This is a genomic window from Winogradskya consettensis, from assembly GCF_018332715.1.
In the GTDB taxonomy this organism is placed as follows: Bacteria; Actinomycetota; Actinomycetes; order Mycobacteriales; family Micromonosporaceae; genus Actinoplanes; species Actinoplanes consettensis.
Window position 1 is genome coordinate 93289 of the sequence record NZ_BOQP01000043.1, and the last position, 26550, is coordinate 119838.

Here is a 26550-nt window from a genome sequence, read left to right on the forward strand (position 1 = left end):
CGTTAGTTGCCCTGGCCGGCGGGGACGCGGCCGGTGTAGACGTTGAGGCCGAGGGCGCCGGTGTCGAGGCGGCCGTCGGGGTGGACGGTGAAGCGCCAGCGGCCCTGGCGGGTCTGGCCGACGACGATGACGACCCAGGCGGCGTCGGGGCGGTTGACGAGGTTCTGGACGCGTTCCATGTCTCGGGCGCCGGGGGGTGAGCCGAGGATCAGGACGCCGAGGCCGGCGCCGCTGCCGCCGTTGCGCAGGGCGTAGGCGCCTTCGGCGACGTCGCCCTCGGCGGTGGTGAGGGCGTCGCGGATGCTGCCGAGGGAGGAGAGGCGTTCCATTTCCGGCAGGTGGGGGCGGACGTCGCCGGCGATGACGCGGACGTCGTCGGCCCAGGGGCTGCGGATGAGCTCCTCGACCCAGGCGCCGACGAGCTCGCGGGCGACGGAGCCGTCGCCTTCGATGCTGATCACGCCGGTGGCCTGGCCGAGGTCGACGAGCTCGCGGGTGACGCCGGTGGTGCCGAGGGTGACGAGGCGCGGGGTCGGGCTGACCACGTCGTTGCGGGCGGGCAGGGCCTGCAGGTCGCGCAGGGAGGACTGCCAGACGCGGCCGCTCTCGACGGCTTCCCACGGCTCGGTGGGGTCGCCGCCGGGGACGGCGAGGCGCAGCGAGATGCGGGTGTCGTCGAGGGAGACGCCGTAGACCGGCGGGACCGGGCGGCCGGCTGCCTCGCTGCCGGTGACCAGGACGCGCAGGGCGCGGTCGACGGTCCAGGCCGCGGCGGTGTCGAACGTGCGGGCCGACATCCCGGGGGCGGATTTGCCCTTGCGGCGCGGCTTTGTCGTCTTCGGGGGCTTGGGTGCCTTCGGGGCCGGGGACGCGTAGGGCAAGCCGGGGGTGGCGGCAGGCGCGGATTTGTCGGCGGCGTTGCGGCGACGGCGGATCAGCAGGAAGCCGATCACCAGGCCGGCGAGGATCAGGACGACGCCGACGATCAGCAGGATCACCAGCAGCGGCGATCCGTTGCTCGTCGAGTCGGCGGCGCCGGGAGCGGCGGCCGTGGGGTCGGTGTCCGGGGACTCCGAGGCTGCCGCGCTGGGTGCGCCCGAGGCGTCGGGATCCTCGGGGAGCGGCGGCAGTGGGCCGATGTTGACGCCGTCGCCCTTCGCGTCGTCGGGCAGCACGAGGATCCAGCCGGGCTCGATCGCCTCGGCCGTCTGGACGCGCTTGCCGTCGAACTGGAGCCGGCCCTTGTTGAGCTCGAAGATCTCCAGGTTGCGGTTGCCGTCACCGAGGAAGCGCTCGGCGATCTCGAACAGGAACTCGGGCTGGCCCTTGTAGCTGGACTGCACGACGTACCACTTGGGGTCTGCCCTTTTTTCGGCCAGAGAAGAGCCGTGCAGACCTGGGAGTGACGACGACGGTGACGCCAGAGCCGGTGACCCGGCACCCACCGTCACGGCGAGCATCAGACCCAGCACCAGGGTGCTGGCTCGACGGAATGTTCGACGGGCCATGGCCAACTTCCTCGCATACAGATCACCGATACGCGGCCACCCTACATTTACGGGGTGCGATAGCGTTGGGCCCACTGTCCGCGCGCTGTCGCCACGCCTCGCCCCTCTCCGATGAAGGACCGCGATCGTGCGGAACACCTCGGCCCGGAGGCATGGTGCAGCTCTTACTGACAATCGTCGATCCCAGAACGGGCGACTCCGCTGACGTGGCGCTCACCGCCGCGGGACACACCACTGTGGATGCGCTCGGCTACACAGCGCAACGACTTCTTCGCGATGCGAATCGGCGTACCGGCGGCGCGACCGGCGCGGCCACCCTCTATATCAATGGCAAACCGCTGCACCCGGCGCTTACGCTCGACGGTTCGGCCGTGCGGGACGGCTCCGTCATCGGCCTCGACGGCCCCGCCGGCTGGCCCGTTCCGGAACAGTCCGGGTTACTCGAGGTACGCACGATCGCGGGCGCCTCGACGGGTGCCGTTGCCCGGCTCGGTGCCGGCATCGGCGACCTCGGTAACGACCAGCACTGCTGGGTGCCGGTCGGCGATCCGGCCGTCCCACCCGTCGCCGCGGTGATCAGTGTCGACGTCCAGGCCCGGTGCTTCGTGGAGCCCGAGGGCGGGGTGCCGCTGGAAATTGATGGCGAAACCGTGACCGAGCGGTTCATGTGGCTCCCCGGTCAACTACTCAAGGTCGGCGACTCGTTACTGGAACTCGCCGAATACACCCGCCCCGACGCGGCGCTGGAGCCGTCCTCGGACGGCACGGGGCTGGACTACAACCGGCCGCCGCGGATCCGGGCGCCCCGGCACCAGACCCGTTTCCGGCTGCCCGCGCCGCCGAAGGAGCCGCAGCGCAACCCGCTGCCCTGGCTGGTGGCGCTGCTGCCGCTGGTCGGCGCACTGGCGCTGATGTTCCTGACCGGCAACAAGACGATGCTGTTCCTGGCCCTGCTCTCGCCGCTGTCCGTGATGGGCAACTACGTGATGCAGCGCCGCCAGGGCAAACGTTCCTACGCCGAGCTGCGCCGGGAGTACCAGGAGCGCAAGGCACGGATCGAGAAGGACGCGCAGGACGCGCTCGAGGTCGAGAAGGTCGAGCGCCGGGCGGGCTGCCCCGACCCCGCGCTGATCTCGGTGATCGCCACCGGGCCGCGCCGGCGGTTGTGGGAGCGCCGCCGCCGCGACGAGGACCACCTGCTGCTGCGGGTCGGCAGCGGCGAGTTGCCCGCCGAGGTCGCGCTGGACGACCCGGAGCAGGACGAGCACCGGCGTACGGTGCACTGGAGCATCCCGGACGTTCCGGTCACCCTGCCGCTGAAGGACCACGGCGTCATCGGCTTCGCCGGGCCCGGTGACAGCGCCCGCGCGCTGGGCCGGTGGGCGGTGATCCAGGCCGCGGTGCTGCAGAGCCCCAACGACGTCCAGATCAGCGTGCTGACCGAACCGGCCGGCAAGGAGAGCTGGAACTGGGTTCGCTGGCTGCCGCACTCCCGGTCGAACAACCCGAACGCCCCGGCCGTGATGATCGGTGTCGACGCCGAGTCGGTGGGCCGCCGGGTGGCCGCGCTGCTCGAGATGATCGACGCGCGGCTCGCCGTGCGCCAGGAGACCGGCTCGGCCGGCTTCCGCGAGCCCGACATGATCGTGGTCCTGGACGGCTCACGGCGGCTGCGGTCGCTGCCCGGCGTCCTCCAGCTGCTGCGTGACGGCCCGTCCGTCGGCGTCTACGCCATCTGCCTCGACGCCGACGAGCGCCTGCTGCCGGCCGAGTGCCAGGCGGTGGCCGTGGCCGAGGGCGGCTCCCTGCGGATCTCGCGCACCGGCGCCGACGAGCTGACCGGGATCCGCCCCGACGTCCTGTCCCCCGCGTGGTGCGCGCGGGTGGCCCGGTCGCTGGCCCCGATCCGCGACGTCAGCGATGACGAGGAGGACGCCGCGCTGCCCGGCTCGAGCCGGCTGCTGGACGTGCTGTCGCTGGAGCCCCCGCAGGCCGAGACGATCGTGTCGCGCTGGGCGGTCCGGGGCGCCACCACGACCGCGGTGGTCGGCGAGTCGTTCGACGGCCCGTTCGAGATCGACCTGCGCCGCGACGGGCCGCACGGCCTGATCGCCGGCACCACCGGCTCCGGCAAGTCCGAGCTGCTGCAGACCATCGTGGCCTCGCTCGCGGCCGCCAACCGGCCGGACGCCATGACGTTCGTGCTGGTCGACTACAAGGGCGGCAGCGCGTTCGGCGACTGTGTGCGCCTGCCGCACACCGTCGGCATGGTCACCGACCTCGACGAGCACCTCGTGCGCCGAGCCCTGGAGTCGCTCTCCGCGGAGCTCCGGCGGCGCGAGCACGTGCTGGCCGCGGCGGGCGCCAAGGACATCGAGGACTACACCCGGGTCGCCGACCGGCAGCCGGGCAGCCTCAAGCTCCCCCGGCTGCTGATCGTCATCGACGAGTTCGCGTCGATGGCCCGGGAGCTGCCCGACTTCGTCACCGGCCTGGTCAACATCGCGCAGCGGGGCCGGTCGCTCGGCATCCACCTGCTGCTCGCCACCCAGCGCCCGAGCGGCGTGGTCTCCCCCGAGATCCGGGCCAACACCAACCTGCGGATCGCGCTGCGGGTCACCGACGCGGCGGAGAGCCAGGACGTGCTCAACGCCCCCGACTCGGCACGCATCTCGAAGAGCACGCCGGGTCGTGCGTACGTGCGGCTCGGGCATGCCTCTCTGGTGCCGTTCCAGGCCGGCCGGGTCGGTGGCCGCCGCCCGGGCAGCGGCGGTGGCGAGGCCGCCCCGCCGGACCTGCGGATCCTGGACTGGGCCGATCTGGCCCGCCCGATCGAGGTCGCCAAGGTGGCCCGTACGGTCGACCAGGAGGAGATCACCGACCTGCAGGTGCTGGTCGAGGCGCTGCGCAAGGCCGCCGAGATCGCCCAGGTGCCGGCTCAGCACAGCCCATGGCTCGCGGCGCTGCCCGACACGGTGATCATCGATGACCTGGCCGCGACGCCGGTGGTGCCGCACAAGCTGGCCACGGTGCCGTTCGGCATCGAGGACCTCCCGGCGCAGCAGGCGCAACGTACGGCGGTGCTGGAGCTGGAGCGGTTCGGTCACCTGATCGCCGCGGGCGCGCCCCGCACCGGCCGGTCCCAGCTGCTGCGCACGATCGCCGGTTCGCTGGCCCGCGTGCACTCCAGCGCCGACGTGCACCTCTACGGCCTGGACTGCGGCAACGGCGCGCTGCTGCCGCTCAACGGGCTGCCGCACTGCGGCGCGGTCGTCACCCGCACTGAGGTCGACCGGGCCGTCCGCATGATCACGAAGCTCGGCGAGGAGATCCGCCGCCGGCAGGCCGTGCTCGCCGCGGGCGGGTTCGCCGACGTCACCGAGCAGCGCACGGCGTCCGCGCCGGAGAACAAGCTGTCGCACATCTTCCTGCTGCTCGACCGCTGGGAAGGCTTCCTGTCCACATTGGGCGAGCTGGACGCCGGCACGCTCACCGACCAGATCTTCACGTTCCTGCGGGAGGGCGCCAGCGTCGGCGTCCACGTGATCATCACCGGCGACCGTTCGGTGCTCAGCGGCCGGGTCGCCACCCTCACCGAGGACAAGATCTCGTTCCGGCTGGCCGACCGCGGCGACATGTCGATGATCGGCCTGCACCCGCGCAACCTGCCGGAGGAGATCGCCCCCGGCCGCGCGTTCCGGGCCGAGAGCGGCATCGAGCTGCAGGTCGCCCTGCTCGTGCCGGACGCGAGCGGTGCGGCGCAGGCGGCCGCGCTCGCTGAGATCGGGCGCTGGTCCGCACAGCGCGACGCCGGGGTGCCCGCGCAGCTGCGGCCGTTCCGGCTGGGCGAGCTGCCCAGCCAGATCTCGTACGACCAGGCGGCCACGCTGCCCCGCGCGGGCGTGGGCAAGGGCTGGGTGCTGGCCGGCGTGGGCGGGGACCAGCTCACCGCGTACGGTCCGGATCTGTCCGCCGGGGTGCCGTCCTTCGGCATCGGCGGCCCGGCCAAGTCGGGGCGCAGCACCATGCTGGTCGCCATGGCACGGTCCGCATTGGACAACGGCCAGCAGGTCATCGCGATGGCACCGCGTACGTCGCCGCTGCGGGATCTCGCCGGGCGCCCGGGTGTCATCACGGTCTTCACCGGCACCGACGTGACGCCGGAGGAGCTGAACGAGGCGCTGGCCCAGGTGACCGGCCGGGCGCTGATCGTGGTCGACGACGCGTCGGCGCTGCGGGACGTCGCCGCGTCGAGCGAGCTGCGCGACGTCATCCGCAACGGTGAGGCCCGCCAGCTCGCCGTGATCTTCGCCGGCGAGCCGGAGGACCTCAGCGTCGGCTTCAGCGGCTGGCTGGTCGACGCGCGGCGCAGCCGGCGGGGTGCGCTGCTCTCGCCGCAGAACCGCACCGACGGCGACCTGGTCGGCCTGCGGCTGCAGCGCACGGCGGTGGGCCAGCCGGTGCGACCGGGCCGCGCCATGCTGCACCTCGGCGACGGCGAACCGCTGACCGTGCAGGTCCCCGAGTAGTCGGACATGAAAAAGGGCGACCCCGCGGGGTCGCCCTTTTTTGAAGCCTTACTTGTTGAGAGCCTTGGCGAGCTCCTCGTCGGCCTGCTGGAACGTGTCCGCGGCAGCCGTCAGGTACTTGCCCATGCCCTCGAGGCCCTCGGCCATCTTGCTGGCACCGTCGTTGAACTCACGGTACGACTCGTCGAACTGCTTGCTGGACGAGTCGGTGACGTAGCCACCGTTGACCAGGTTGCTGACCATGCTCTGCAGCTCGTGGAGCTTGCTGAGGATGTCTTCCTTGCCACGCGTGAGGCGGTTGGCCGCGTCACGCATCTCCTGGTACGTCACATTGACGTTAGCCATGTCTTGCCTCCCTGGTTACTGCCGGCTTGGAATCGAAGCACGGCACGGTGTTGAGAAGTCGGCCGGTCAGCCGATGAATCGGAACGTGCCGGTGATGGCGTCGAAGACGTCGAAGAATTCCGACTCCAGCGCCAGCAACGGGGAACTACCGGTGATCAGGGCCACCCGCGTGGGGTTGGGCCCGGGGAAAGGCACAAAGGTCTGCATGATCAGCGACCGGATCCAGCCGGCGCCGTCCGGCAGCGTGACGTCGTCGATGCCCCGGGTGCGCGGCACGCGGCCGGCCTCCGGGATCTCCACCGACTCGACCTGACGCCAGATGGAGTCGGCGCCTCGTTTCGGCACCGTGGTGAGGAAGGACGCGATCGCGTCGGCCGCACCCTCCTCATTGGGCGCGTCGACTATGGTCACGGTCACTGTGGCGGTCATCACGGCCCCGCCGAGACCGGCGACCAGGGTCCCGCAGAACCGGGCCCCGCTGTCGTACGCCCGCCGCGCCGTCTCCCGCAGCACCCGGGCGAGGTCGGCCCGGTGCTCATAGAGCTCCGGAACCTCCTTGAGCCGCTCGGAGACCAGGGTGTTGATGGCGGCGTTGCGGGCGTCGGGGTGCAGCTCGATCTCGAACCAGGAATCCGGAACGGTGATCGAAAATCCGGTGGCGGTGGTCGGTGCGGTCATCGGATCAGGCCTCGGCGCTCTCACGTAGCTGCTTGGTGAGGTCGTCGTCGGCCTTGCGCAGACTCTCGACCGCTTGCTTCGCCATCTTGATCAGGGCGTCACAGTTCTTGTCGACCTGTCCGCGACCGTCGCGCCAATGTGACTCAAAGTGACTGATCGCGCCGTCGACATCGGGCCCGCCCAGGTCACCGGAGAACTCGTTCATCCAGGACCTGGCGGAGTCCATACCACTACGAATGGTCTCCAACTGCGTGGCGAAGTCCGCCAAGCCGTCCAAATTCACCGTTAACCGGTCGGAAGCCATTCATACCCGCCTCTGCGTACGCCCACCGTCGATTGGAGAGTACTACGACGGATCAAAACCCTCTGTAACTACCTGCGTAGACTCCGTCGGGCACATGCATAGACAGGAGTGGTGATGGCTCGGCCGACTGACTGGGACGTCCTCGACATGGACGGCGACCCCACTCCTGGTGACCCTTCCCGGGTCCGGCAACTCGCGTCGCGGTTCCACGACTTCGCCGAGACCGCCCACCGCGCGAAACTGGCCGTGGACTCGCTGCAGGGCGACGGCGCCGTCCTGACCTGGGTCGGGCTCTCCGGCGACGCGTTCCGCGAGCAGTTCGGCGACTTCCCCAACCAGGTCAACAAGCTCTACCAGTCACACCTGATGGTGGGCGACGCACTGGAGACGTACGCCCCGACGTTGGAGACCGCGCAGTCGCAAGCGGACCGCGCCCTCGCCGACGGTCGGGTCGCCGCGGAGAAGCTGAAGTCGTTGCAGGGCGCCCTTTCCACGGCTCAGACCGACTTCACCGGCGCGTCCCAGGCAGCCGAAAAGGCGCAGGCGGAAACCCAGGCACCGGACCCCGATCAGGTCAAGCAGGCCGTCAAGGACGCCGACGCCGCGAAGGCCAAGGTCAGTGGCGCTCAGAGCGCGGTGAACGGCGCCCAGCAGGAGCTCGACCTCGCCAAACAGCTCGCCGAGCAGGCCAGGCAGATGCGCGACGGCGCCGCCCAGGTCTGCAAGCGGGAGATCGAGGACGCCTCCGACGCGGGCATCCAGCCACGGTCGTTCTGGCAGAAACTGGGCGACGCCCTCAAAGAGCTGTGGAACATCATCTGCGAGGTCGCCAAGTGGGTGGCCCTGGTCGCGGGCATCATCGGCATGATCCTCGGCGGCCCGCTCGCCTGGATCGCGCTGGCCGCCGGAGCGATCCTGCTGGTGAAGGCGATCGTCGACTTCGCGCAGGGCAAGGGCTCCGTACTCGACCTCGTCATGGGTGTTCTGGGCATCATTCCTGGCGTGAAAGGGCTGACTTCGCTGTCGAAATTGTCGGCGCTCTACAAGGCCGGCGGCGTGAAGGAGATCGCCAAGGCGGCCCTGACCGGCATGAAGGACATGGCCAAGGGCATGGTCGACCTGATCAAGAACGCCGGCTCCAGCGCGCTGACGATCCTCAAGAACCTCGGCGGCGCGGGCAAGACCGGTCTCGACAAGCTCGGTGACCTGTTCCACGGCAAGGCACCCATCGTCCCCAAGGACGTCTCGCGCACGTTCGACATCCGCGACTGCGTCACCGACCCCATCGACGTCGCGACCGGCGAGATGGTGCTCCCCGAGCTCGACCTGGAGCTGCCCGCGCCGTTGCCGTTCAAGCTCGAGCGCACGCACCTCTCGTCGTACCGCGGTGGCGGCTGGTTCGGGGCGACCTGGGCGTCGACGCTGGACCAGCGGATCGAGACCGACGGGCGGGCGTCGCTGTACTTCGCCCCCGACGCGATGGTGCTGGCCTACCCGATCGGCAAGCCCGGCACTGCGGTCCTGCCGTACGAGGGACCCCGCTGGCCGTTGACGATCGCCGAGGACGGCACCGCGCGGCTCGACACCGGCACGCAGGTGCTCGGCTTCGACCGCGAGGGCCGGCTCGGCACGGTCGAGGACCACGATGGCAACCGCCTGCGGGTCGAGCGCGACGCCACCGGAGCGCCGACCGGATTGCAGCACCCCTCCGGGCGCCGGGTCCGCTTCGGCACCACCGACGGCCGGATCACCGAGATCGCGCTGACCGGTGCCACGGGCGGCCCCGAGACCCGGATCGCCGCGTTCGAGTACGAGGACGGCCACCTGGTCCGGGCGGCGAACGCGTCGGAGCGGCCGGCGACGTTCCGCTACGACGACGCCGGGCGGATCGTGCAGTGGATCGACCGGAACAACTTCGGCTACCGCTACACCTACGACGAGCAGGGCCGCTGCGTCGGCACGGTCGGCGAGGACGGATACCTCAGCGCAACCCTGACGTACGAGCCGGAGCGCACGACGTTCACCGACTCGCTCGGCAACACCAGCGTCTACACGTTCGACGAGTGGCACCACCGGACCAGCACCACCGACCCGCTCGGCAACACGACCCGCTACGTGTGGGGCCGCTACAACGAACTGCTCGAGACCATCGACCCGCTCGGTAACCGGGTCACCGGGGACGAGGCGGGGTCGGGTCTCGCGAAGCCGTTCGATGTGGAGAAGATGCGCGGGCCGCGGGGCGAGCGCGTTTCGGCGCTGGCCGGTTGGCAGGTGCTGCAGGACCGGGAGATCATCCGGTACGACGACGAGGGCTACCCCGCCGAACGGATCGACGCGCTCGGCACGGTCCGGCGCACCGAGTACGGGCCGTTCGGGATCGTGCTGGCGAGCTTCGACGCGGACGGGCTGCGAACCGCGTACACCCATGACACCGAGTTGCGGATCACCTCGGTCACCGATCCGGCCGGGCTCGTCTGGCGCTACACGTACGACGCGACCGGGAACATGGTCGAGGAGTCGGACTTCAACGGGCGGGTCCGGGCCTACGGGTACGACGCGGCCGGGCGGCTCGCCACGTCGACGAACGGGCTGGGCGAGGTCACGGAGTACGTGCGGGACGCGCTCGGCAACGTCGTGGAGCGCCGGACGGCTACGGGCAGCACGCGGTACTCGTACGACAAGCAGGGCCGCATCCTCACGGCGGACACCGGTACGACGAGCCTGGCCGTCGAGTACGACGGTTTCGGCCGCGTCCTCTCGGAGACCGTCGACGGGCGGACCGTCGGTTTCGAGTACGACGACGAGCGGGGCACCCGGCGCCGGCGTACCCCGGGCGGCGTGACCAGCGAGTGGACCAGCGACCCGTTCGGCATGCCGTATTCCCTGTCGGCCGGTGGTCACGAGATGCTGGTCCGCCACGACGAGCGGGGCCGCGAGCAGCGCCGGTTCCTCGACGGCGAGCTGGTGCTGGAGCAGCGGCACGGCACCGGTGACGAGCTGGTAGAGCAGCACCTTCCCGGCGTGGGACGACGGCTGTTCGAGCACCGGGCCGACGGCGGCGTGGTCGGCATCGAGGACTGGACCGGGCGCAGCGCGTTCACCCTGGACGCGGCCGGTCGGGTCACCCGGGTCGAGGGTCCGGGCCGCGACGAGACCTACGGGTACGCGGACGGGCGCCTCGCCGCGGCGTACGAAGGCACGCTCCTGACCGCCTCGGGTGCCGTGTCCTGCACCTACGACGCGCACGGGCGGATGACCACCCGTACCGTCGCGGGCTCCGGCACCTGGCACTTCACATGGAACACCGAGGATCAGCTCAGCTCGGTACGCACACCGCGCGGCGAGGTCTGGACGTACGTCTACGACCCGCTCGGCCGGCGCGTGGCGAAACACCGCATGACCGGCACCGAGATCGCGGAGCGCTACGAGTTCGCCTGGTCCGGCAGTTCGCTGATCGAGCAGGCGCACACCGCGGCGGACGGCACGCTGCGGTTGACGACCTGGGAGCACGACCCGGTCGACGGCCGCCCGATCGCGCAGACCGTCCACACCGGATCCGGCGTCGACTTCGCCACCGTGGTCACCGACCGCATCGGCACCGCGACCGAGCTGCTCGCCGCCGACGGCTCCCTGCTGTGGCGCAACGAGTCGACGCTCTGGGGCGACGCCGGCCCGTCCGGAGTCGCGCTGGGTTTCCCGGGGCAGTACAGGGATGACGAGACCGGCCTGCACTACAACGTCTACCGCTACTACGACCCGATGACCGGCCGCTACCTCAGCCAGGACCCGCTGGGTCTGGCACCGGCTGCGGACCCCGGCGGGTACGCCGCCAACCCGCTGCTCGTCGCCGACCCGCTCGGCCTGATGTGCAGCGGTCCCAGCGGCTCGAAGGTCCCGCCCGTCACCCCCGGCGCCGCTGACAACCCGGGCATCGTGAAGGCGCTCGACGAGGCGAACGACATCAAGCCCGGCGCGTTCGACGGTCACCCGGTCAGCGTCACGCAGACGCTCAGCGAGAACGGCAAGCTGCCCGACGTGCTCTACCACGGTTCGGATGTGCCCCCGAACGTCATCTTCGAGCAGGGCCTAAAGTCGTTCGCCGAGTTCAAGGGCGCCCCGTCGCACTACGACATCAAGCTGCACCAGCAGAGCAGCTCGAAGATCCGGGACGGCGGCGCGTACAGCGGTTTCATCTCCACCACGTCCGACACCGAGGTGGCGCTGAACTTCGTGCGCTCCAAGGACATCGCGTTCCGCTTGCAGAATCTGTCGCTCGACGGCGTGCAGACGACGCAGAAGATCGGGAAGTTCAACTACGACTTCCACTTCGGCTACATCTACCTCGTGAAGTCGGACCGGCAGCCGTTCATCGACCTGACCACGCAGGTGAACCAGGACATCTCCAAGGTGTCGCAGAAGGAATGGGCGGCGCTGGACCACATCCCGGGCAAGGACATCATCCAGGCCTGGAAGATCGACGGTCCGTACGACGTCGCGGCGCAGGGCGGCAAGGTGAAGTTCCCCGTGGGCGTACCGATCAAGGAATTCATCGACAACCCGCACTACGTACCCTGAGGAGCCTGAGATGCAGCCCTATCCACCCGGCACCTGGGTGTACGCCATCGACCCCGCATACGGCGGCACCGAGGACGTGCCACCGTTCGCGATCTCCGGGGCGTACGCCGTCGACGAGAACGGCGTGGTCGGCGACGAGCTGATCCCGAACCCGAACTACCGGCCGTCGCCGCGGGTGCTCGGACTGCCCGCCCCTGCCAACGACCTGGAGGACGCGATCCAGCGGGCGGCCACCGGGTACGGCACCGACGAGGACGTCCGCGTCGCGCTCGGCGCCGCCACGCTCTTCGTGGAGCCGGGAGCGCCGGAGGGGCCCGAGCTACGGGCGTGGACGTCCGACCGGTATCTGCCCGGCCCCGAGGTGCGCCGGGACTGGGAGCGGGCCCCGGTGGCCGACCTGGCCGGCGTACTGAATGATCGGGCATTGTTGCTCAATCCGGGCACCGACATGGAAGCGAAGCTTCCGGCGGCTAGTCTCGGGACCCTTACGTAAGTCGATTTCACCAGGAAAGGGAACGCCGATGTCACGACCGATGGACTGGGACGTCCTCGATCTCGGCGGCGACCCCACCCCCGGTGATCCCACCCGGGTGCGGCAGCTCGCGTCACGGTTCCACGACTTCGCCGAGACCGCGCACCGCGCGAAGGTCGCGGTCGAATCACTGCAGGGCGACGGCGCCGTCCTGACCTGGGTGGGTCTGTCCGGCGACGCGTTCCGCGAGCAGTTCGGCGACTTCCCCAATCAGGTCAACAAGCTCTACCAGTCACACCTCATGGTCGGCGACGCCCTCGACGTGTACGCCCCGACCCTGGAGACCGCGCAGGCCCAGGCCGACCGCGCCCTCGCCGACGGCCGGGTCGCCGCCGAGAAGCTGAAATCGTTGCAGGGCGCCCTGTCCACCGCCCAAACCGACTTCACCGGCGCATCCCAGGCAGCCGAAAAAGCCCAGGCAGAAACCCAGGCACCGGACCCCGACCAGGTCAAGCAGGCCGTCAAGGACGCCGACGCCGCGAAAGCCAAGGTCAGCGGCGCCCAGAGCGCGGTCAACGGCGCCCAGCAGGAGCTCGACCTCGCCAAACAACTCGCCGACCAGGCGAAACAGATGCGCGACGGCGCCGCCCAGGTCTGCAAGCGGGAGATCGAGGACGCCTCCGACGCCGGCATCCAGCCACGGTCGTTCTGGCAGAAACTCGGCGACGCCCTCAAAGAGCTCTGGAACATCATCTGCGAGGTCGCCAAATGGGTGGCCCTCGTCGCGGGCATCATCGGCATGATCCTCGGCGGCCCCCTCGCCTGGATCGCCCTCGCCGCCGGAGCGATCCTGCTCGTCAAAGCCATTGTGGACTTCGCCCAGGGCAAGGGCTCCGTACTCGACCTCGTCATGGGCGTCCTCGGCATCATCCCGGGCGTCAAGGGCCTGACCTCGCTGTCGAAGCTGTCCGCGCTCTACAAGGCCGGCGGCCTCAAGGAGATCGCCAAGGCGGCCCTGACCGGCATGAAGACCATGGCCAAGGACATGGTCGGGCTGGTCAAGGCGGCCGGGACCGGCGCGCTGACCATCGTCAAGAAGCTCGGCGACAGCTCCGCCTCCGTCCTCAGCTCGGTCAAGTCCGCGGGTGAGATCGTCGGCGATGCCGTCAGCGTCGGCGCCGCCAAGCTCGGTGACCTGTTCCCGGGCGGCTCCCCGAAAGCGATCCGCGACATCCCGCCGCCGCGGGGCGGGGAGGACGGGTTCGGTGTGCTCACCCTGCCGACGCTGCCGGCTGCCGCGGGCGGGCAGAAGTTCGCGCAGCGCTTCAACGACCTCACGACGCTGAAGAGCAGCACGGAGAGCACCGAGTTCAGCAAGATCAAGGCCGACTTCGACGCCAAGTTCCAGACCGAGAAGACCTCGATCCAGAAGAACTACGCCGACCAGCTGAAGGTCAAGACCGACCAGCTCAAGGTCGATTACCAGGCCAAGTTCGACGCCGGGAAGCTACCGATCGAGAAGAAGTACACCGACGATCTCGCGAGCAAGACCAACGAGATCAAGCTGGACTACGGCAAGCAGCTCGACCTCGAGAAGGGCAAGCTCGACGTCAAGTACGACCAGCTCAAGGCCACCAAGACCACTGAGCTGCAGCAGCTGCACCTGGCCGACCACAACGTGAAGCTCAACGATCTGACCCAGATCCACGCCGGTAAGCAGAACGGGTTGCCCGCGCAGATGGACCAGTTCGACCAGGCTGCGAAGGCGCACTTCGACACCCTGGACCCTGTCTCCGCGCAGAACTTCAACACCGAGTACTTCACCAACCTGCGCCCGGCGAAGGAGCAGGAGCTGACGGCGGAGTTCAAGGCGGACTTCGACAAGGGCGTCGCCGATCTGCCGGGCCAATCCCAGAAGCTCTACGACGCGGACCTGGCGAAGAACCTCGGCGACCTGGACAACCTCAAGGCCGCCGACATCAAGGCCGCCGAGACGAACTTCACCGACCTGGCCAAGGTCGACATCGAGAAGGCCGACGTCAAGCTCACCGAGATCAAGACCAACGAGCTCAACAACCTGGACGCCAAGCTCACCGGCGACATGACCGCTGACGTCAACGTCGCCACCGCCGACTTCAACAAGCTCGAACTCGCCGACATCTCCACCGCCCAGGCCAAGTTCGACGGGCTGGCCAACGTCGACATCGCCCACGCCCAGGGCAACATCGACAGCCACTTCGTCAACCTCGACCACAACCTGCGCGGCGAAATGCTCGACAGCACCGGTATCGACATCAAGACGTCGAGCGGGAACGTCAAGGTGCTGTTCGGCAACAACGGCGCGGACGTCGCCGACCTGGGCACGGTGGTCGACAAGAACTGGGCCAAGCTCGACGACATCAACCCGAACAAGAACCTCGCCTCCGACGTCAACTGCACGGTCTGTGTGCAGCGCTTCGACGACTACATCAAGACCGACACCGTCACGGTGGCGCAGAAGATCCCGACCATCCGGCCGTTGAGCGACATCGAGGCCGCCAAGAGCGTCACGTTCCAGCAGATCCCCAACGCCGACTACGCGACCGTCGTGGACAAGATGGCGGCCATGCCCGACAACACGGTCGGTATCATCGGCTACCTCAAGAACGGCTCGGGCGGCGGCCACGTCATGAACGTGATCAAGGTCGACGGCCGGGTCGCGTTCGTCGATGCCCAGAGCGGCAAGCTGGGTGACCTGCCCTGGCTGGACCCGAAACTCGACGAGCTGCACTTCACCACTCTCAAATGATCAGCGAGGACAGCCCCATGGATCTGACCGAGGCACGGACGCTGGCCGAGGCGAAGCTGCGCGAGCTCGAGACCCCCGACGCCCCGCTGCAGCTCAACGATCAGTACGCGACCGAGATCCCCTGGGCGTGGTACTTCCCGTTCAACACGGCCCGCTACTTCGAGACCCGGCAGTTCAGCGACAGCGCCCCGAGCGGCCCGATCGTCGTCAACAAGGACGGCAGCGACATCTGGGTGGCGGGTTCCGCCGCACCCCTCGAGAGGTGGCTCAACCAATACGCCGAGGAGCACGGCTATCCCCTCGTGCCGCTGCCGCCGACGCGTTCAGCTTTTTAGGGTCTGTTCATGACTGGGCCCGCCGCAGCCCGGCCTCAGTCATGAACAGGTCCTAAGCGGCGCGGCCGGTTCGGAAGGCGTGGGCGACCAGGGCAGCGCGGTCGCGGCAGCCGGTTTTGGCGAGCAGGTGGTTGACGTGGGTTTTCACCGTGGCCTCGGAGACGTGGAGGCGGGTGGCGATCTCCGGGTTGGTGCGGCCCTGGGCGATCTCTCGCAGGACTTCGTCCTCGCGGGCGGTGAGGCCGTCGGCCTCGGCCTGGGTGGGCACCGCGAACGGTGAGCCGGCGGCGAGGGCTTCCAGCAGGCGGCGCTGGACGCTCGGGTCGAGCAGGGCCTCGCCTGCGGCGACCGTGGTGATCGCCTGGCGGATCTCTTCGGCGCCGGCGTCCTTGGTCAGGTAGCCCCGGGCACCGGCCTGCAGGGCACGAAAGACCGAGCTGTCATCCGCGTACGTCGTGAGCACCACGACGCGTGCCCGGCTGCCGGACGCCGTGAGCTTGGCCGTCGCGGCGATGCCGTCCACGGTCGGCATGTTCAGGTCCATCAGGATGACGTCCGGATCGGCGCCGGCGGCCTGACGTAGCGCGTCGGCGCCGTCGATGGCGGTGCCGACGACCTCGATGCCGTCGAGCAGGCCGAGCATCATGGCGAGCCCGTCGCGGACCACTTTCTGGTCGTCGGCGATCAGGACGGTGACGGTGGTCATCGGCTTCCCAGGGGCAGGGTGAGGTTGACGCGCCAGCCGGCGCCGGACGGGCCGGCTTCGAGATGGCCGCCGGCGAGCGCTGCCCGCTCGGCCAGGCCGGTCAGCCCGAAACCGCCGGAGGGCAGCACCGAGTCCGGGTCGGGCACTCCCCCGCTGTCGGTGACTGTCACTGCCACCTCCGTGGGGGTCCAGGCGAGCACGACGTCGGCGCGGGCGAGCGGGCCGGCGTGCTTGGCGGTGTTGGTCAGGGCTTCCTGAACCGTACGGTAGAGCGCCAGCCCCGCCTCCCCCGGCAGCGGCTGCGGAACGCCGGTGACGGCGAACGTGGCCCCCGCCTTACCGGCCAGCTCCGGAATGTGTGCCGGGCCGGGCAACGGGTCACCGCGCAGGGTTTCCACCACCCGCCGGGCCCCGGCCAGCCCGTCGCGGGCGAGCCCGTGGGCGTCGGTCAGCTGGGCCACCAGGCGCGGGTCGGCTGATGTCTTCTCCGCGAGCAGCCGCGCGCCTTCGAGATGCACGGCGAGGCCGGACAGCGTGTGGGCGAGGACGTCGTGCAGCTCGCGGGCCATCCGGCCGCGTTCGGCGAGCCGGGCTGCCTCCTCCCGGGCCTCGCGGGCCGCGGCCTCCTCGGCGAGCTGGGCTTCCGCGGCCTCCCGGGCCAGGCGGTTGGCGCCGGCGAAGGCCGAGGACAGGAAGAGGAAACAGCCACCGATGCCGAGGTTCAGAAAAGCCTGCAAACCCTGCTGCGATGTGTACGCCTCAGCGACCGCGAGGCTCACCACCACGATCCCGCCACTGATCAGGGCGATCCGCCGGGGAAGCCGCAGACCCATGCCCGCCAGCGCCATGAAGCCGAGGATGTAGCCGGGCCCGGCGATCTGGATCCGGTCGAGCACCGCCCCGCAGAGCCCGGCGGCGGTGAAGCAGAGAGTCACGATCCGGATGTCGGTGATCTTCGAGGCGGTGCCGGCCAGCCAGAGCGCGAGCCCGGCGGCGGTGATGATCGGGACGGCGATCCGCGCGGCCTGCGAGGCGGGGAATCCGGCCAGCACACTGTCGATCGCGATGACCGCGGTGCTGGCCCAGACCATGATCCGCAATCCGGTGCGAGCGTTCACCCGGCCATTGTCCAGGAAGCGACCGGGCGCGGGGCACGGGAGGCGAAGATGCTGGTCATGGCGAGCCGGGCGCCGACCATGGCCAGCGACATCACGATGAAGGCGGCGGTCCAGGCGTCCGCTCCGGTGATCAGGTGGGTGCGGGAGAACGTGACGAGCCCGGCGGTGAACCAGTGGTCGGCGCCGTAGATGAACGCGAGCCGGGCGGCGGTGACCGCGATCCAGAGGGCGGCGAAACCGAACCCCGCGGTGGTCAGGATCTTCCCGGTGGACGGGTCACGGTGGACCTTGACGAGCAACCCCGAGAACACCCCGAGGAGTACGCCCGCAGCGCCGCCGATCACCACCAGCGGGACGTCGTTGCCCTCGGTCGGGAAGGACTTGAGGTAGATGGCCGCGACCACCGCCACGATGATCAGCGGCCGGATGATCCGCGACCGGGTGAGCTCGTGGGTGCCGAGACCCGTGAAGAGCATGAGAGCGAGGATGCTGAGGCTGATCACGTAGTTCGTCATGCGTCAACGATCGCGAACTTCGCGCTGATCCGAATCCGCGCAGGGATGGAGTTCCCGCCTCCACCCGTAGGTGGAGACGGGACATCCGGGTCAGCAGCGGCCGAGGTCCTCCCACTGCTGGGTCCAGCCGGGCTCGGAGCCCTGCGTCCAGTACTTCGCCTTCCAGAGGTGCTTGCCGTCACCCAACGGCGGGCCGCTGGGGTCGCCGTACCTGCTCTTCTCGTGGATGACCGTCTGGCCACCCGTGTACGCCGTCGCGAACGCCCACTCCGCCGCGGACGAGCAGTTTCCGGGGTTCGCCGGCGGCGTCGTGGACGGTGATGTCGGTGGCGTCGTGGTAGGTGGTGTGGTCGGGGGGCTGGTGCAGCCGCCGGTGGCGTCGACCGTGTCGGTGAAGGTGGTGCCACCCGACCGGTACGCCGCCGCCGAGGAGCTCACCTGCGCGGGTGTCAGGACGCGGTTCTTGGCGAACAGCACCCAGTCGACCTGCTGGACGTACGTCGAGAGCCCGCCGCTGTGCGCCGCGGTGTCGATGAACCACAGGTTCCAGTTGATGGTCATCGTCTGGCGCGGGTAGACGTGGCCCGAGTGGTCGCCCACCCGGACGCCGTCGATGTAGTAGATGACGTGCCCGTTCGCCACGGTGGCGACCAGGTCGTGCCACCCGTTCAGCGAGCTGCGCTGCTCGGAGTGCGTGTTGTCGGCGTACCACGGCTCGTTGCGGTAGGTGTACCAGGTGGTCTGGTAGTTGATCGGGCCGGTCTCGCCCCAGCCGCCGTTGGGCAGGTACTCGGAGATGTCCAGTTCGCTGTACGTCGGGTCCAGGTCGCCGTTCAGCGGGCTGATCGTGAAGAACGTCTCGTTGATGTGGTCGCCGTCCGCGCCGCCGGTCGGGGTGTCGGTGAAGCGGACGCGGCTTGCGTACGTTCCCTCGAAGTACCGTTTCTGGGTGCTGTAGAGCTCCGCGTGGTTGGTGCCGGCGCCGGTGCCGTCGGTCGATACGGTGAGCTGCATGACCTTCTGGCCGTCGGCGGTGGGGAAGGTGATGTTGTTCGGGGACCAGGTGGCACCGGGAACGCCGGGGCCGCCGGAGTAGCTGCGGGGAGTCCAGCCGTGGGCGGTCAGGGCGGCGTCCGAGGACGAGTTGTAGGAGAAGTCGTCGAAGAGCTGACCGCAGTCCGCGGCCGAGGCACTCGGTGCTCCGGCGAAGACCGCCAGCGTGCCGAGCAGTGTGACCGCCCCTGCCAGAGCCAGGGATTGGCGCATGGATCCTCCAAGTTGGGGGTTACTTGGCCGCGCCGGTGGTCATCCCGGCACGGATATGGCATTTGCGCTGCGGTGACCCCGGCTGACCGACAGGGAGGCCAGGCCCTGCGCCGGGACGTACCGCCGTCTGGGTGGATCCGGGCTGCGTCCGACCGTCGTGACCGGCCGGACACGGCCTACGCGCCGCGGCGGATCCGGCCGGCGTAGCGCGCTTCGAGCTCGTGGTTGTGCTCACGGCCGCCCGGCACGTTGTCGGACAGGTAGACCGGTGGGGTCACCCCGAGCGCCAGCAGCCGCGCCACCACTTCGGCGACGATCTGCTGCGCCAGCAACGCGGCGGTGATCGACGAGACCGCGCCGGTCGCGCCACCGTCGTAGGGGAGGGTGGCGTCGCCGTACGGTGCGCCGTTGTCGAGGACGACGTCGGCGAGGTCGGTGAGTTTGAGCCCGCTCGGGTGCCGCGACGGCACGCGCGCCGAGTGGGTGAGCGAGGTGATCGCGATGAGTGCGTGCCCGCGCTGCTTGACGAGCTGGGCCATCTCGACGATCGCGCCGTTGACCCCGGAGTTGCTGGCGATCACGAACGCGTCGCCGGGCTGGACGGGGGCGAGCTCGTAGAGGCGGTGGGCGACGCTCGGGGTCCGCTCGAGCTCCGGGTCGGTGAGGGCGCTGGTGGGCTCCCCTCCGTACAGAACGATGTCTCGTAGTGCGATTTTGCTCGTCGGCACCAGGCCGCCGGCGCGCCCCGCGATCTCCATGGCCAGCGCCTCGGAGTGCCCGCAGCCGAAGGCCTGGATCACCCCGCCGGCCTGCAGCGTCGCGGTCAGCAGGTCGGCGGCGCCCGCCACGAGGTCACCCTGCTCGGTGCCGACCCGGTCGATCGCTTCCTGGATCGCGGCAACGTACGCGGCGCTGGAGATCGTCATTGGGGCTTGTCCTTCCGTCCTCGTTTGCGGGTGGCCGAAGGGTCCGGAACGCGGTGGGCGTCGACCGCGCGGACGGTGAGCTCGAGCGCCTCGGCGGTGCGCTCGAACGTGCGCTGCGCGACGGCGACGTAGATCAGGTCGAGGATGAGCAGCTGGGAGTGCAGAGCGGACAGCGCGGCGAGCCGGAACGTGGTCTCGTGCACCGAGGTGGTGAAGACGACATCCGCGACCTCGGCCAGCGGGGACCGGCCGAACGAGGTCACCGCGACGGTCAGCGCGCCGTGGTCGGAGGCCTCGGCCAGCGTCTCGATCGCCTCCCGCGTCCGCCCCGAATGGGACAGCGCGATCGCGACGTCGCCCGGCCCGAGCAGCGCGGCGTTGGTCAGCGCGGTGTGCGTGTCCGCCCGGTAACGCACCGGGACCCGGATCCGCTCCAGCCGGAACGCCATCTCGCTGCCCGCCGTCCCGCTGCTGCCCAGCCCGAAGATCTCCACCCGGCCGGCCGTCGCGATGGCCGTGGCGACCCGCTCGACCGCGTCGGTGTCCAACCCGGACGCGGTGGCCTGGATCGCCCGGCTGTCGGCGGCGGTGATGATGTCGAGCACCTTGTCGAGCTGGTCCTCGGGGTTGATGTCGCCGCTGATGTCGGTCTCCCAGCGTGCCTGCTCGGCCCGCCCGGTCTCGGTGGCGACGGCTACGCGCAGGTTCGCGTATCCCTTGAAGCCCAGTGCCCGCGAGAAGCGGGTGACCGTCGCCGTCGAGGTCCCGGACCGCTCGGCCAGGTCGATGATGCTGGCGTGCGCGGCCGTCTCCGGGTCGTCGAGGATCGCCTCGGCGATCTTCGCCAGTGCCTCCGGCATGGTCGGCCCCTCGATGCGCAGCCGCCCCAGCAGCCCACCACTCTCACCCGTCACGGCGAACTTCCTTTTCATAATGTCGCTTAGCGATGAAAATTACGACCACTTGGAGCTCTGGTCAACAACCAGTTTCCATGGTTCGATCAGCGACATGATGCCCGCAGTGGGCCACTGTGGAGGCGGCGGCACACCCGCGGCTGTCCACTTGATGCCATGTCCGCTCTGCGGCACCCCCGAAACATCCCGCCGGGCGGGGCGGGCGGGCCATGATCCGATCATGAACCCCTTCCAGGCGGGTACGCGATTCCGCGCCGAACTATGCCGCGGCGCCGGATTCGCGGCCGGGTTCGACGTGCCCGACGACGTGCTGACCCAGCTCGGCGGCGGGCGGCCGCGGGTTGTGGCCACGGTCAACGGGCACCGCTTCCGCGGCACGATCCTCCGCACCCCTCGCGGAAACTGGCTCGGTGTCAGCCCCTGGCACCGAGCCGCCGCGCGGATCACCGCAGCCCGGCACTATGACATCGACGTCGAACCGGACATCGCCCGCCAGAGCGCAATGCTGTCGTCGTAGAGCTTCACCACGGCGCGATGCTGCCGTCGTAGGAGAAGAAGCCGCCGGTCGGGCCGTCCTTGTCGAGCAGGGCGAGCCGCACAGCTTCAGCGGCAGCCTCCGCGGGATCGCCGATTCCCGCGGCCGCCCGCGCCTCGGGGCTCATGCCGGCCATCGCGGGAACCAGGTTCGTGGCACGCAACCCCGGGGCCAGGGCATTGACCTTGAAGCCGGCGCCGGCCAGATCCTGGGCGTAGAAGACCGTGAGCGCGTTCAATGCCGTCTTCGACGAACGGTAGGCCGCGGCGTAGCTGCCCCGCCGATGGTCGAACTGCGGGTTGGGCCCGGTGCTCCACCCCAGCGATGCGGTGCCGCTGGAGATGTTGACGATGCGCGGGCCGGCGGAGCGGCGCAGCGCCGGCAGGAACGCGTTCGTCACCGCAACAACACCGAAGACATTTGTTTCGTACGCCAACCGCATCGCACCGAGGTCGATCTCGCTGACGGGCGCGCCGCCGTTGTTGATGCCCGCGTTGTTGACGAGCACGTCGAGCTCGGTGACCTGCGCAGCGGCGGCCGCGATCGACTGCTCGTCGGTCACGTCGAGCACGAGCAGCCGCGCGTCACCGCCGAGCTCGTCGACGGCGGCCCGACCCCGTGCCGCGTCGCGGGCGCCGACGTGGACCGTGTGACCGGCGGCCAGCAGCTGACGGGCGATCTCCTTGCCGATGCCACTGTTGGCGCCGGTGACCAGTGCGTACATGACTGCCTCCTCAAATTCCAACGCATCCGTTGGAGTTTCCACGATAGGAGGCCGCCGACCGAACTGCAACGATGGCGTTGGAATTGGTTACCGTGGGCGTATGGCGTGGGACACCGAAGGAACGCGGCGACGGCTCAGGGAGGCCGCGACGGCCGAGTTCGCCGAGCGCGGGCTCGACGGCACGACGATGACCCGCATCGCCACCCGCGCGGGGATCAACAAGGAGCGGCTCTACAGCTACTACGGCGACAAGAATGCGCTGTGGGCCGTGGTCCTCACCGACGAGCTGGACAAGCTGGCCTCCGCCGTCGCCCTGACCGGCGCGGGCCTCGACGACATCGGCGACTTCGCCGGCGCCACCTACGATTACCACGCCGCCCACCCCGAGCTCGGCCGGCTGCTGCAGTGGGAGGGCCTGACCCGCTCCCCCGCCGCAGACGCGGCCCGCCGATCCGCGCACTACCGGGAGAAGGTCGAACGCTTCGCCCAGGCCCAGCGCGACGGGCTGCTCGCCCCCGGCCTGGACCCCGGCCACCTGTGCTTCGCCCTCATCGCCCTCGCCGCGTGGTGGCAGACCGTCCCGCAGCTCGCCGAGATGATCACCGGCGCCGGTGGTGACGACCTCGCCGAACGCGCCCGCCGCCGCGCCTTCGTGGTCGAGGCCGCCCGGCGCCTCGCCAGCCCCGGAACGGCGCCGGGAATGAGCGGCTGAACCGCTCCAGTAAATGGGAACTCCCTGTTCAGTCCGGCGCCCTACGTTGGTAGCGGAGCAAGCGTTCGGAAACAGGAGAAAAAATGAAGAAGCGCACGATTCTCGGCAGTGCCCTCGGTGCGGTTCTGGCGATCGCCGGAAGCATGGCGGTGATGCCGACGGCCGCCCAGGCCGCGTACACCTGCCAGAACAACGAGGTCTGCATCTTCTCGGACTACGACCTCAGGGGAACCGTGCTGGTCGTCTACAGCGGGGCGCACAACTTCACCAGCAACTGGCATTTCTTCAACGGCCTGGCCGTCAACGACAACGCGTCGTCCATCATCAACAACACCGGCCGGGGCGTTTTCGTCAGCGAGGACTTCGACGGAAAAGGCTATTACAACGCCACCATCAAGGCGCATTCGCAGATGAACTTCAAGGGACGGGAACAGAAGTTCGAGCTCCCGAACGATGTGATGTCGTACATCAGAGTGGGCTGAGCAGGACCTTGAGGTGAGCGCCGCTCTCGGCGTCGGCGAACGCCGCGGCGGCGTCGTCCAGGGAGTGGACGGCCGTGACGAAGTCCTCGGCGCTCACCACGCCGGCGCGCAGCAGGGACATGGCGACGGCGTAGTCCTCGGGGAGGTAGGTCGCGCTGCCCTGGATGCGGAGCTGGCTGTCCTGGACGAGAGCGAGCGGCAGGCGTACGTCGCCCGGCGGCACGCCGACCACCATGACCGTGCCGCCCTTGTTCGCGATCGCCAGCGCCTGGAGCAGCGTCGATTCCTCGGCTACGCAGTCGAAGACGTAGTCCGCGCTTTCGCCGAGCTCTGCGCGTACTGAATCGATGGCGTCCGGAGCTGACGCGTCGACCACAGCGTCCGCACCGAAGGCCTTGGCCCTTTCTCTGCTCCGCGCCGAGCGGGCCGTCATCACCACGCGTTTCGCGCCCTGGGCCTGGGCGAGCCGGAGCGTGAGCAGGCCGATCGTGCCGGCGCCCAGGATGGCCACCGCCTTACCCTCGACCGGGCCGGCCAGGCGCAGTGCGTGCACGGGAGTGGACAGCGGCTCGATCAGCGCGGCGGTGCGGTCGTCGAAGTCCGCGGGGACCTCGTGCAGGCGGCGCGCGTCGATCGTGAAGAGGTCGGCCATGCCGCCCTGCTCGGAGCCGCAGCCGAAGAATCCCAAGTTCTCACACAGGTTCTGCCGACCCGACAGGCACTGTTTGCACGACCAGCACGGTAGGTCCGGTTCCACGGTCACCCGGGTGCCGGGTCGCACACCGGTCACGTCGGGCGCGACCTGCTCGACCACGCCGACCACCTCGTGGCCGGGGGCGTACGGCGGGTGCACGTGGGGGTGCAGGCCGCGCAGGGCGTGCGTGTCGGAGCCGCAGATGCCGGAGACCGACGTGCGGACCAGCACCTCACCGGGGCCCGGCACCGGCTCCGCGGCCTGCTCGACCCGGACGGAATCCTGTTCGACGATCACCCTGCGCATCCCGCGAGACTATGGGAAAAATCGGCGACCTGGTTCATGCTGCGAAGATGGCCTCCTACGCGAGCGGGACATCCGGCGTGGCACTGCTGGGTGAGACGATCGGCGCGAACCTAGACCGCACCGCCGCCGCGCACGGCGATCGGGAAGCACTGGTCGACGTCGCCTCCGGCCGTCGGTGGACGTATGCGGAGTTCAACGCCGCCATCGACGAGGTCGCGCGGGGTCTGCTGGCCCGCGGCATCGCCAAGGGCGACCGGGTCGGCATCTGGGCCCCGAACTGCGCCGAATGGGTGATCGTCCAGTACGCCACGGCGAAGGCCGGCGCGATCCTGGTCAACGTCAACCCCGCCTACCGCACCCACGAGCTCGCCTACGTGGTCGAGCAGTCCGGGCTCCGCCTGCTGATCAGCGCGGTCGCGTTCAAGACCAGCGACTACCGGGCGATGATCGCCGAGATCGGCTTCGAACAGACCATTTTCATCGGTACGCAGGACTGGTCCGCTCTCACCTCAGCGCACACCGATCTGCCGTTCCCCGAGCTCTCGTTCGACGACCCGATCAACATCCAGTACACGTCCGGGACCACAGGGTTCCCCAAGGGCGCCACGCTCTCGCACCACAACATCCTCAACAACGGCTACTTCATCGGCGAGCTGCTCGGCTACACGCCGGAGGACCGGATCTGCATCCCGGTGCCGCTCTACCACTGCTTCGGCATGGTGATGGGCAACCTCGCGGCGACCACGCACGGCGCGACCATCGTGCTGCCGGCGCCCGGCTTCGACCCGGCGGCGTCGCTGCGCGCTGTCGCCGCGGAGAAGTGCACGTCCCTCTACGGCGTCCCGACGATGTTCATCGCCGAGCTGGGGCTGGCCGACTTCGCGGCGTACGACCTGACGTCGCTGCGTACGGGCATCATGGCCGGCTCCCCGTGCCCGGTCGAGGTGATGAAACGGGTGGTCGCGGAGATGAACATGAACGAGGTCGCCATCTGTTACGGGATGACGGAGACCTCGCCGGTGTCCACGATGACGCGGCGGGACGACAGCCTTGCCCGGCGTACCGAGACGGTCGGCCGGGTGTTGCCGCACCTGGAGTCGAAGGTCGTGGATCCGGCGACCGGGCTGGTGGTGCCGCCCGGCGAGCCTGGTGAGCTCTGCACGCGCGGCTACTCGGTCATGCTCGGCTACTGGAACCAGCCCGCGGCGACCGCCGAGGCGATCGATGCCGCCCGATGGATGCACACCGGCGACCTGGCCACGATGGACAGCGACGGCTACGTGAGCATCGTCGGGCGCATCAAGGACCTGGTGATCCGGGGCGGCGAGAACATCTATCCGCGCGAGGTCGAGGAATTCCTCTATGCCCACCCGGACATAGCGGATGTGCAGGTGATCGGTGTCCCCGACGACAGGTACGGCGAGGAGCTGATGGCCTGGGTGGTGATGCGCCCGGGCGCCACGCCGTTGACCGCGGCGGCGGTGCGGGACTTCTGCACGGGCCGGCTCGCGCACTTCAAGGTGCCGCGTTACGTGCACGTGGTGGACGGCTTCCCGATGACGGTGACGGGCAAGGTCCGCAAGGTGGAGATGCGCACGCAGGCCGTGGAGATCCTCGGAGGTCAGCCCCGCAACAACGCGACGGTCGAGTCGTAGCCGCCACGTTCGGCCCATTCGAGGGCGCTCAGGGTGCCGTGCTCCTTCAGCAGCGGATCCGCGCCGGCGGCCAGCAGCTCCCGCACCGCGTCATCGTGACCCCAGCAGGCGGCGCCACACAGCGGCAGGCCCGCGTCGCACTCCTCGTTCGGTGGCGCGCCCGCCTCCAGCAGCACCCGGACGTTACCGGCGGCACCCTGGACACTGGCCCGGTACAGCGCCGTCTCACCGTCCCTGTGCACGAGCGGGTCGGCGCCGGCGCGCAACAGCGCCGCTAGTCGCTCCGGGTCATCGCAGTAGAGCGCGTCGGCCAGCTTCGCCTGCAGCTTCTTCCGCATCCGCCGATTCACCGGCCCAGTCTCCCAGCCGACGCCAGCCGTTTGATCCGGCCCGATCTCCCAGCCGACGCCAGCCGTTTGATCCGGCCCGATCTCCCAGCCGACGCCAGCCGTTTGATCCGGCC

At 69.6% G+C, this 26550-nt stretch carries 22 protein-coding genes; 9 read left to right on the plus strand and 13 right to left on the minus strand.

All coding sequences use genetic code 11. The features are described from left to right. Window positions 1-2 precede the first annotated feature (2 nt). Window positions 3-1508, minus strand: coding sequence for a LysM peptidoglycan-binding domain-containing protein (locus tag Aco04nite_RS35380; protein WP_213001591.1), 1506 nt, complete (start codon window positions 1506-1508; stop codon window positions 3-5). A gap of 152 nt (window positions 1509-1660) precedes the next feature. Here Aco04nite_RS35380 and Aco04nite_RS35385 point away from each other — a divergent pair, with 152 nt between their 5' ends. Further along, window positions 1661-6037, plus strand: a complete 4377-nt coding sequence (locus Aco04nite_RS35385) for an FtsK/SpoIIIE domain-containing protein (RefSeq protein WP_213001592.1) — start codon at window positions 1661-1663, stop codon at window positions 6035-6037. Between the two features lie 48 nt (window positions 6038-6085). Here Aco04nite_RS35385 and Aco04nite_RS35390 read toward each other — a convergent pair whose 3' ends face one another. The 3 genes from Aco04nite_RS35390 to Aco04nite_RS35400 all read right to left on the minus strand — a co-directional run bounded on the left by Aco04nite_RS35390 (window position 6086) and on the right by Aco04nite_RS35400 (window position 7286). Beyond that, the gene (locus tag Aco04nite_RS35390) at window positions 6086-6382 is read right to left on the minus strand and encodes a WXG100 family type VII secretion target (protein WP_203839333.1); all 297 of its coding nucleotides are present in this window, start codon (window positions 6380-6382) and stop codon (window positions 6086-6088) included. Window positions 6383-6448: 66 nt separating this feature from the next. Continuing rightward, window positions 6449-7060 carry a hypothetical protein gene (locus tag Aco04nite_RS35395; protein ID WP_203839334.1) on the minus strand — a complete coding sequence of 204 codons (612 nt, stop codon included), beginning with the start codon at window positions 7058-7060 and terminating at the stop codon, window positions 6449-6451. A gap of 4 nt (window positions 7061-7064) precedes the next feature. Next, window positions 7065-7286: a hypothetical protein gene (locus Aco04nite_RS35400; RefSeq protein ID WP_244876526.1), complete on the minus strand. Its 222-nt coding sequence runs from the start codon at window positions 7284-7286 to the stop codon at window positions 7065-7067. A gap of 192 nt (window positions 7287-7478) precedes the next feature. Here Aco04nite_RS35400 and Aco04nite_RS35405 point away from each other — a divergent pair, with 192 nt between their 5' ends. From Aco04nite_RS35405 to Aco04nite_RS35420, 4 genes are read left to right on the plus strand one after another with little or no spacing between them, the layout of a single operon-like run. Continuing rightward, window positions 7479-11939 (plus strand): DUF6531 domain-containing protein, encoded by a 4461-nt coding sequence (locus Aco04nite_RS35405; protein ID WP_213001593.1) that lies wholly within the window; start codon window positions 7479-7481, stop codon window positions 11937-11939. A 10-nt stretch (window positions 11940-11949) separates the two neighbouring features. Further along, window positions 11950-12432, plus strand: coding sequence for a type VII secretion system-associated protein (locus tag Aco04nite_RS35410; protein WP_244876527.1), 483 nt, complete (start codon window positions 11950-11952; stop codon window positions 12430-12432). Window positions 12433-12460: 28 nt separating this feature from the next. Continuing rightward, window positions 12461-15199 carry a toxin glutamine deamidase domain-containing protein gene (locus tag Aco04nite_RS35415; protein WP_213001594.1) on the plus strand — a complete coding sequence of 913 codons (2739 nt, stop codon included), beginning with the start codon at window positions 12461-12463 and terminating at the stop codon, window positions 15197-15199. Between the two features lie 17 nt (window positions 15200-15216). After that, window positions 15217-15534 (plus strand): YrhB domain-containing protein, encoded by a 318-nt coding sequence (locus Aco04nite_RS35420; RefSeq protein WP_213001595.1) that lies wholly within the window; start codon window positions 15217-15219, stop codon window positions 15532-15534. A 52-nt stretch (window positions 15535-15586) separates the two neighbouring features. On the opposite strand, the gene Aco04nite_RS35425 is transcribed toward Aco04nite_RS35420, so the two are convergent. The 6 genes from Aco04nite_RS35425 to Aco04nite_RS35450 all read right to left on the minus strand — a co-directional run bounded on the left by Aco04nite_RS35425 (window position 15587) and on the right by Aco04nite_RS35450 (window position 20979). Then, window positions 15587-16240 (minus strand): response regulator, encoded by a 654-nt coding sequence (locus tag Aco04nite_RS35425; protein ID WP_213001596.1) that lies wholly within the window; start codon window positions 16238-16240, stop codon window positions 15587-15589. Next, on the minus strand, window positions 16237-17358 hold the full coding sequence (locus Aco04nite_RS35430) for a sensor histidine kinase (protein ID WP_213001597.1): 1122 nt from the start codon (window positions 17356-17358) through the stop codon (window positions 16237-16239). Before Aco04nite_RS35430 ends, Aco04nite_RS35425 begins: the two co-directional genes overlap by 4 nt. Further along, a complete protein-coding gene (locus Aco04nite_RS35435; protein ID WP_213001598.1) occupies window positions 17355-17873 on the minus strand; it encodes a hypothetical protein in 519 nt (172 codons plus the stop codon). The genes Aco04nite_RS35430 and Aco04nite_RS35435 overlap by 4 nt, the downstream gene beginning before the upstream one ends. Window positions 17874-17963: 90 nt before the next feature. After that, the gene (locus tag Aco04nite_RS35440) at window positions 17964-19139 is read right to left on the minus strand and encodes a glycosyl hydrolase (RefSeq protein ID WP_213001599.1); all 1176 of its coding nucleotides are present in this window, start codon (window positions 19137-19139) and stop codon (window positions 17964-17966) included. A gap of 176 nt (window positions 19140-19315) precedes the next feature. After that, window positions 19316-20065, minus strand: a complete 750-nt coding sequence (locus Aco04nite_RS35445; RefSeq protein WP_213001600.1) for a sugar isomerase domain-containing protein — start codon at window positions 20063-20065, stop codon at window positions 19316-19318. After that, complete coding sequence (locus Aco04nite_RS35450; RefSeq protein ID WP_213001601.1) at window positions 20062-20979, minus strand: MurR/RpiR family transcriptional regulator; 918 nt, start codon at window positions 20977-20979, stop codon at window positions 20062-20064. The genes Aco04nite_RS35445 and Aco04nite_RS35450 overlap by 4 nt, the downstream gene beginning before the upstream one ends. A gap of 220 nt (window positions 20980-21199) precedes the next feature. On the opposite strand from Aco04nite_RS35450, the gene Aco04nite_RS35455 reads away from it, so the two are divergent. Beyond that, window positions 21200-21496, plus strand: a complete 297-nt coding sequence (locus Aco04nite_RS35455; protein ID WP_213001602.1) for a DUF1905 domain-containing protein — start codon at window positions 21200-21202, stop codon at window positions 21494-21496. 4 nt (window positions 21497-21500) lie between these two features. Here the strand turns inward: Aco04nite_RS35455 and Aco04nite_RS35460 are convergent, their stop codons facing one another. Then, window positions 21501-22238, minus strand: a complete 738-nt coding sequence (locus Aco04nite_RS35460; protein ID WP_213001603.1) for an SDR family NAD(P)-dependent oxidoreductase — start codon at window positions 22236-22238, stop codon at window positions 21501-21503. Between the two features lie 100 nt (window positions 22239-22338). Between Aco04nite_RS35460 and Aco04nite_RS35465 the strand changes: the two genes are divergently transcribed. Next, window positions 22339-22950: a TetR/AcrR family transcriptional regulator gene (locus tag Aco04nite_RS35465; protein ID WP_213001604.1), complete on the plus strand. Its 612-nt coding sequence runs from the start codon at window positions 22339-22341 to the stop codon at window positions 22948-22950. Between the two features lie 83 nt (window positions 22951-23033). Then, window positions 23034-23432, plus strand: a complete 399-nt coding sequence (locus Aco04nite_RS35470; protein WP_213001605.1) for a peptidase inhibitor family I36 protein — start codon at window positions 23034-23036, stop codon at window positions 23430-23432. On the opposite strand, the gene Aco04nite_RS35475 is transcribed toward Aco04nite_RS35470, so the two are convergent. Further along, window positions 23419-24432: a zinc-dependent alcohol dehydrogenase gene (locus Aco04nite_RS35475; RefSeq protein ID WP_213001606.1), complete on the minus strand. Its 1014-nt coding sequence runs from the start codon at window positions 24430-24432 to the stop codon at window positions 23419-23421. The two genes, Aco04nite_RS35470 and Aco04nite_RS35475, sit on opposite strands and share 14 nt — an antisense overlap. A 47-nt stretch (window positions 24433-24479) precedes the next feature. Between Aco04nite_RS35475 and Aco04nite_RS35480 the strand changes: the two genes are divergently transcribed. Next, window positions 24480-26087 carry an AMP-binding protein gene (locus Aco04nite_RS35480; protein WP_213001607.1) on the plus strand — a complete coding sequence of 536 codons (1608 nt, stop codon included), beginning with the start codon at window positions 24480-24482 and terminating at the stop codon, window positions 26085-26087. Here Aco04nite_RS35480 and Aco04nite_RS35485 read toward each other — a convergent pair. Further along, window positions 26054-26425, minus strand: a complete 372-nt coding sequence (locus tag Aco04nite_RS35485) for an ankyrin repeat domain-containing protein (protein WP_244876528.1) — start codon at window positions 26423-26425, stop codon at window positions 26054-26056. The genes Aco04nite_RS35480 and Aco04nite_RS35485 overlap by 34 nt on opposite strands. Window positions 26426-26550 lie beyond the last annotated feature (125 nt).

What these genes read in the sequence shown, in the direction of transcription:
- Aco04nite_RS35380 (WP_213001591.1), bottom strand. Translation starts at nt 1,508, where the DNA reads ATGGCCCGTCGAACATTCCGTCGAGCCAGCACCCTGGTGCTGGGTCTG.
- Aco04nite_RS35385 (WP_213001592.1), top strand. Translation starts at nt 1,661, where the DNA reads ATGGTGCAGCTCTTACTGACAATCGTCGATCCCAGAACGGGCGACTCC.
- Aco04nite_RS35390 (WP_203839333.1), bottom strand. Translation starts at nt 6,382, where the DNA reads ATGGCTAACGTCAATGTGACGTACCAGGAGATGCGTGACGCGGCCAAC.
- Aco04nite_RS35395 (WP_203839334.1), bottom strand. Translation starts at nt 7,060, where the DNA reads ATGACCGCACCGACCACCGCCACCGGATTTTCGATCACCGTTCCGGAT.
- Aco04nite_RS35400 (WP_244876526.1), bottom strand. Translation starts at nt 7,286, where the DNA reads ATGGACTCCGCCAGGTCCTGGATGAACGAGTTCTCCGGTGACCTGGGC.
- Aco04nite_RS35405 (WP_213001593.1), top strand. Translation starts at nt 7,479, where the DNA reads ATGGCTCGGCCGACTGACTGGGACGTCCTCGACATGGACGGCGACCCC.
- Aco04nite_RS35410 (WP_244876527.1), top strand. Translation starts at nt 11,950, where the DNA reads ATGCAGCCCTATCCACCCGGCACCTGGGTGTACGCCATCGACCCCGCA.
- Aco04nite_RS35415 (WP_213001594.1), top strand. Translation starts at nt 12,461, where the DNA reads ATGTCACGACCGATGGACTGGGACGTCCTCGATCTCGGCGGCGACCCC.
- Aco04nite_RS35420 (WP_213001595.1), top strand. Translation starts at nt 15,217, where the DNA reads ATGGATCTGACCGAGGCACGGACGCTGGCCGAGGCGAAGCTGCGCGAG.
- Aco04nite_RS35425 (WP_213001596.1), bottom strand. Translation starts at nt 16,240, where the DNA reads ATGACCACCGTCACCGTCCTGATCGCCGACGACCAGAAAGTGGTCCGC.
- Aco04nite_RS35435 (WP_213001598.1), bottom strand. Translation starts at nt 17,873, where the DNA reads ATGACGAACTACGTGATCAGCCTCAGCATCCTCGCTCTCATGCTCTTC.
- Aco04nite_RS35440 (WP_213001599.1), bottom strand. Translation starts at nt 19,139, where the DNA reads ATGCGCCAATCCCTGGCTCTGGCAGGGGCGGTCACACTGCTCGGCACG.
- Aco04nite_RS35445 (WP_213001600.1), bottom strand. Translation starts at nt 20,065, where the DNA reads ATGACGATCTCCAGCGCCGCGTACGTTGCCGCGATCCAGGAAGCGATC.
- Aco04nite_RS35455 (WP_213001602.1), top strand. Translation starts at nt 21,200, where the DNA reads ATGAACCCCTTCCAGGCGGGTACGCGATTCCGCGCCGAACTATGCCGC.
- Aco04nite_RS35460 (WP_213001603.1), bottom strand. Translation starts at nt 22,238, where the DNA reads ATGTACGCACTGGTCACCGGCGCCAACAGTGGCATCGGCAAGGAGATC.
- Aco04nite_RS35465 (WP_213001604.1), top strand. Translation starts at nt 22,339, where the DNA reads ATGGCGTGGGACACCGAAGGAACGCGGCGACGGCTCAGGGAGGCCGCG.
- Aco04nite_RS35470 (WP_213001605.1), top strand. Translation starts at nt 23,034, where the DNA reads ATGAAGAAGCGCACGATTCTCGGCAGTGCCCTCGGTGCGGTTCTGGCG.
- Aco04nite_RS35475 (WP_213001606.1), bottom strand. Translation starts at nt 24,432, where the DNA reads ATGCGCAGGGTGATCGTCGAACAGGATTCCGTCCGGGTCGAGCAGGCC.
- Aco04nite_RS35480 (WP_213001607.1), top strand. Translation starts at nt 24,480, where the DNA reads ATGGCCTCCTACGCGAGCGGGACATCCGGCGTGGCACTGCTGGGTGAG.
- Aco04nite_RS35485 (WP_244876528.1), bottom strand. Translation starts at nt 26,425, where the DNA reads ATGCGGAAGAAGCTGCAGGCGAAGCTGGCCGACGCGCTCTACTGCGAT.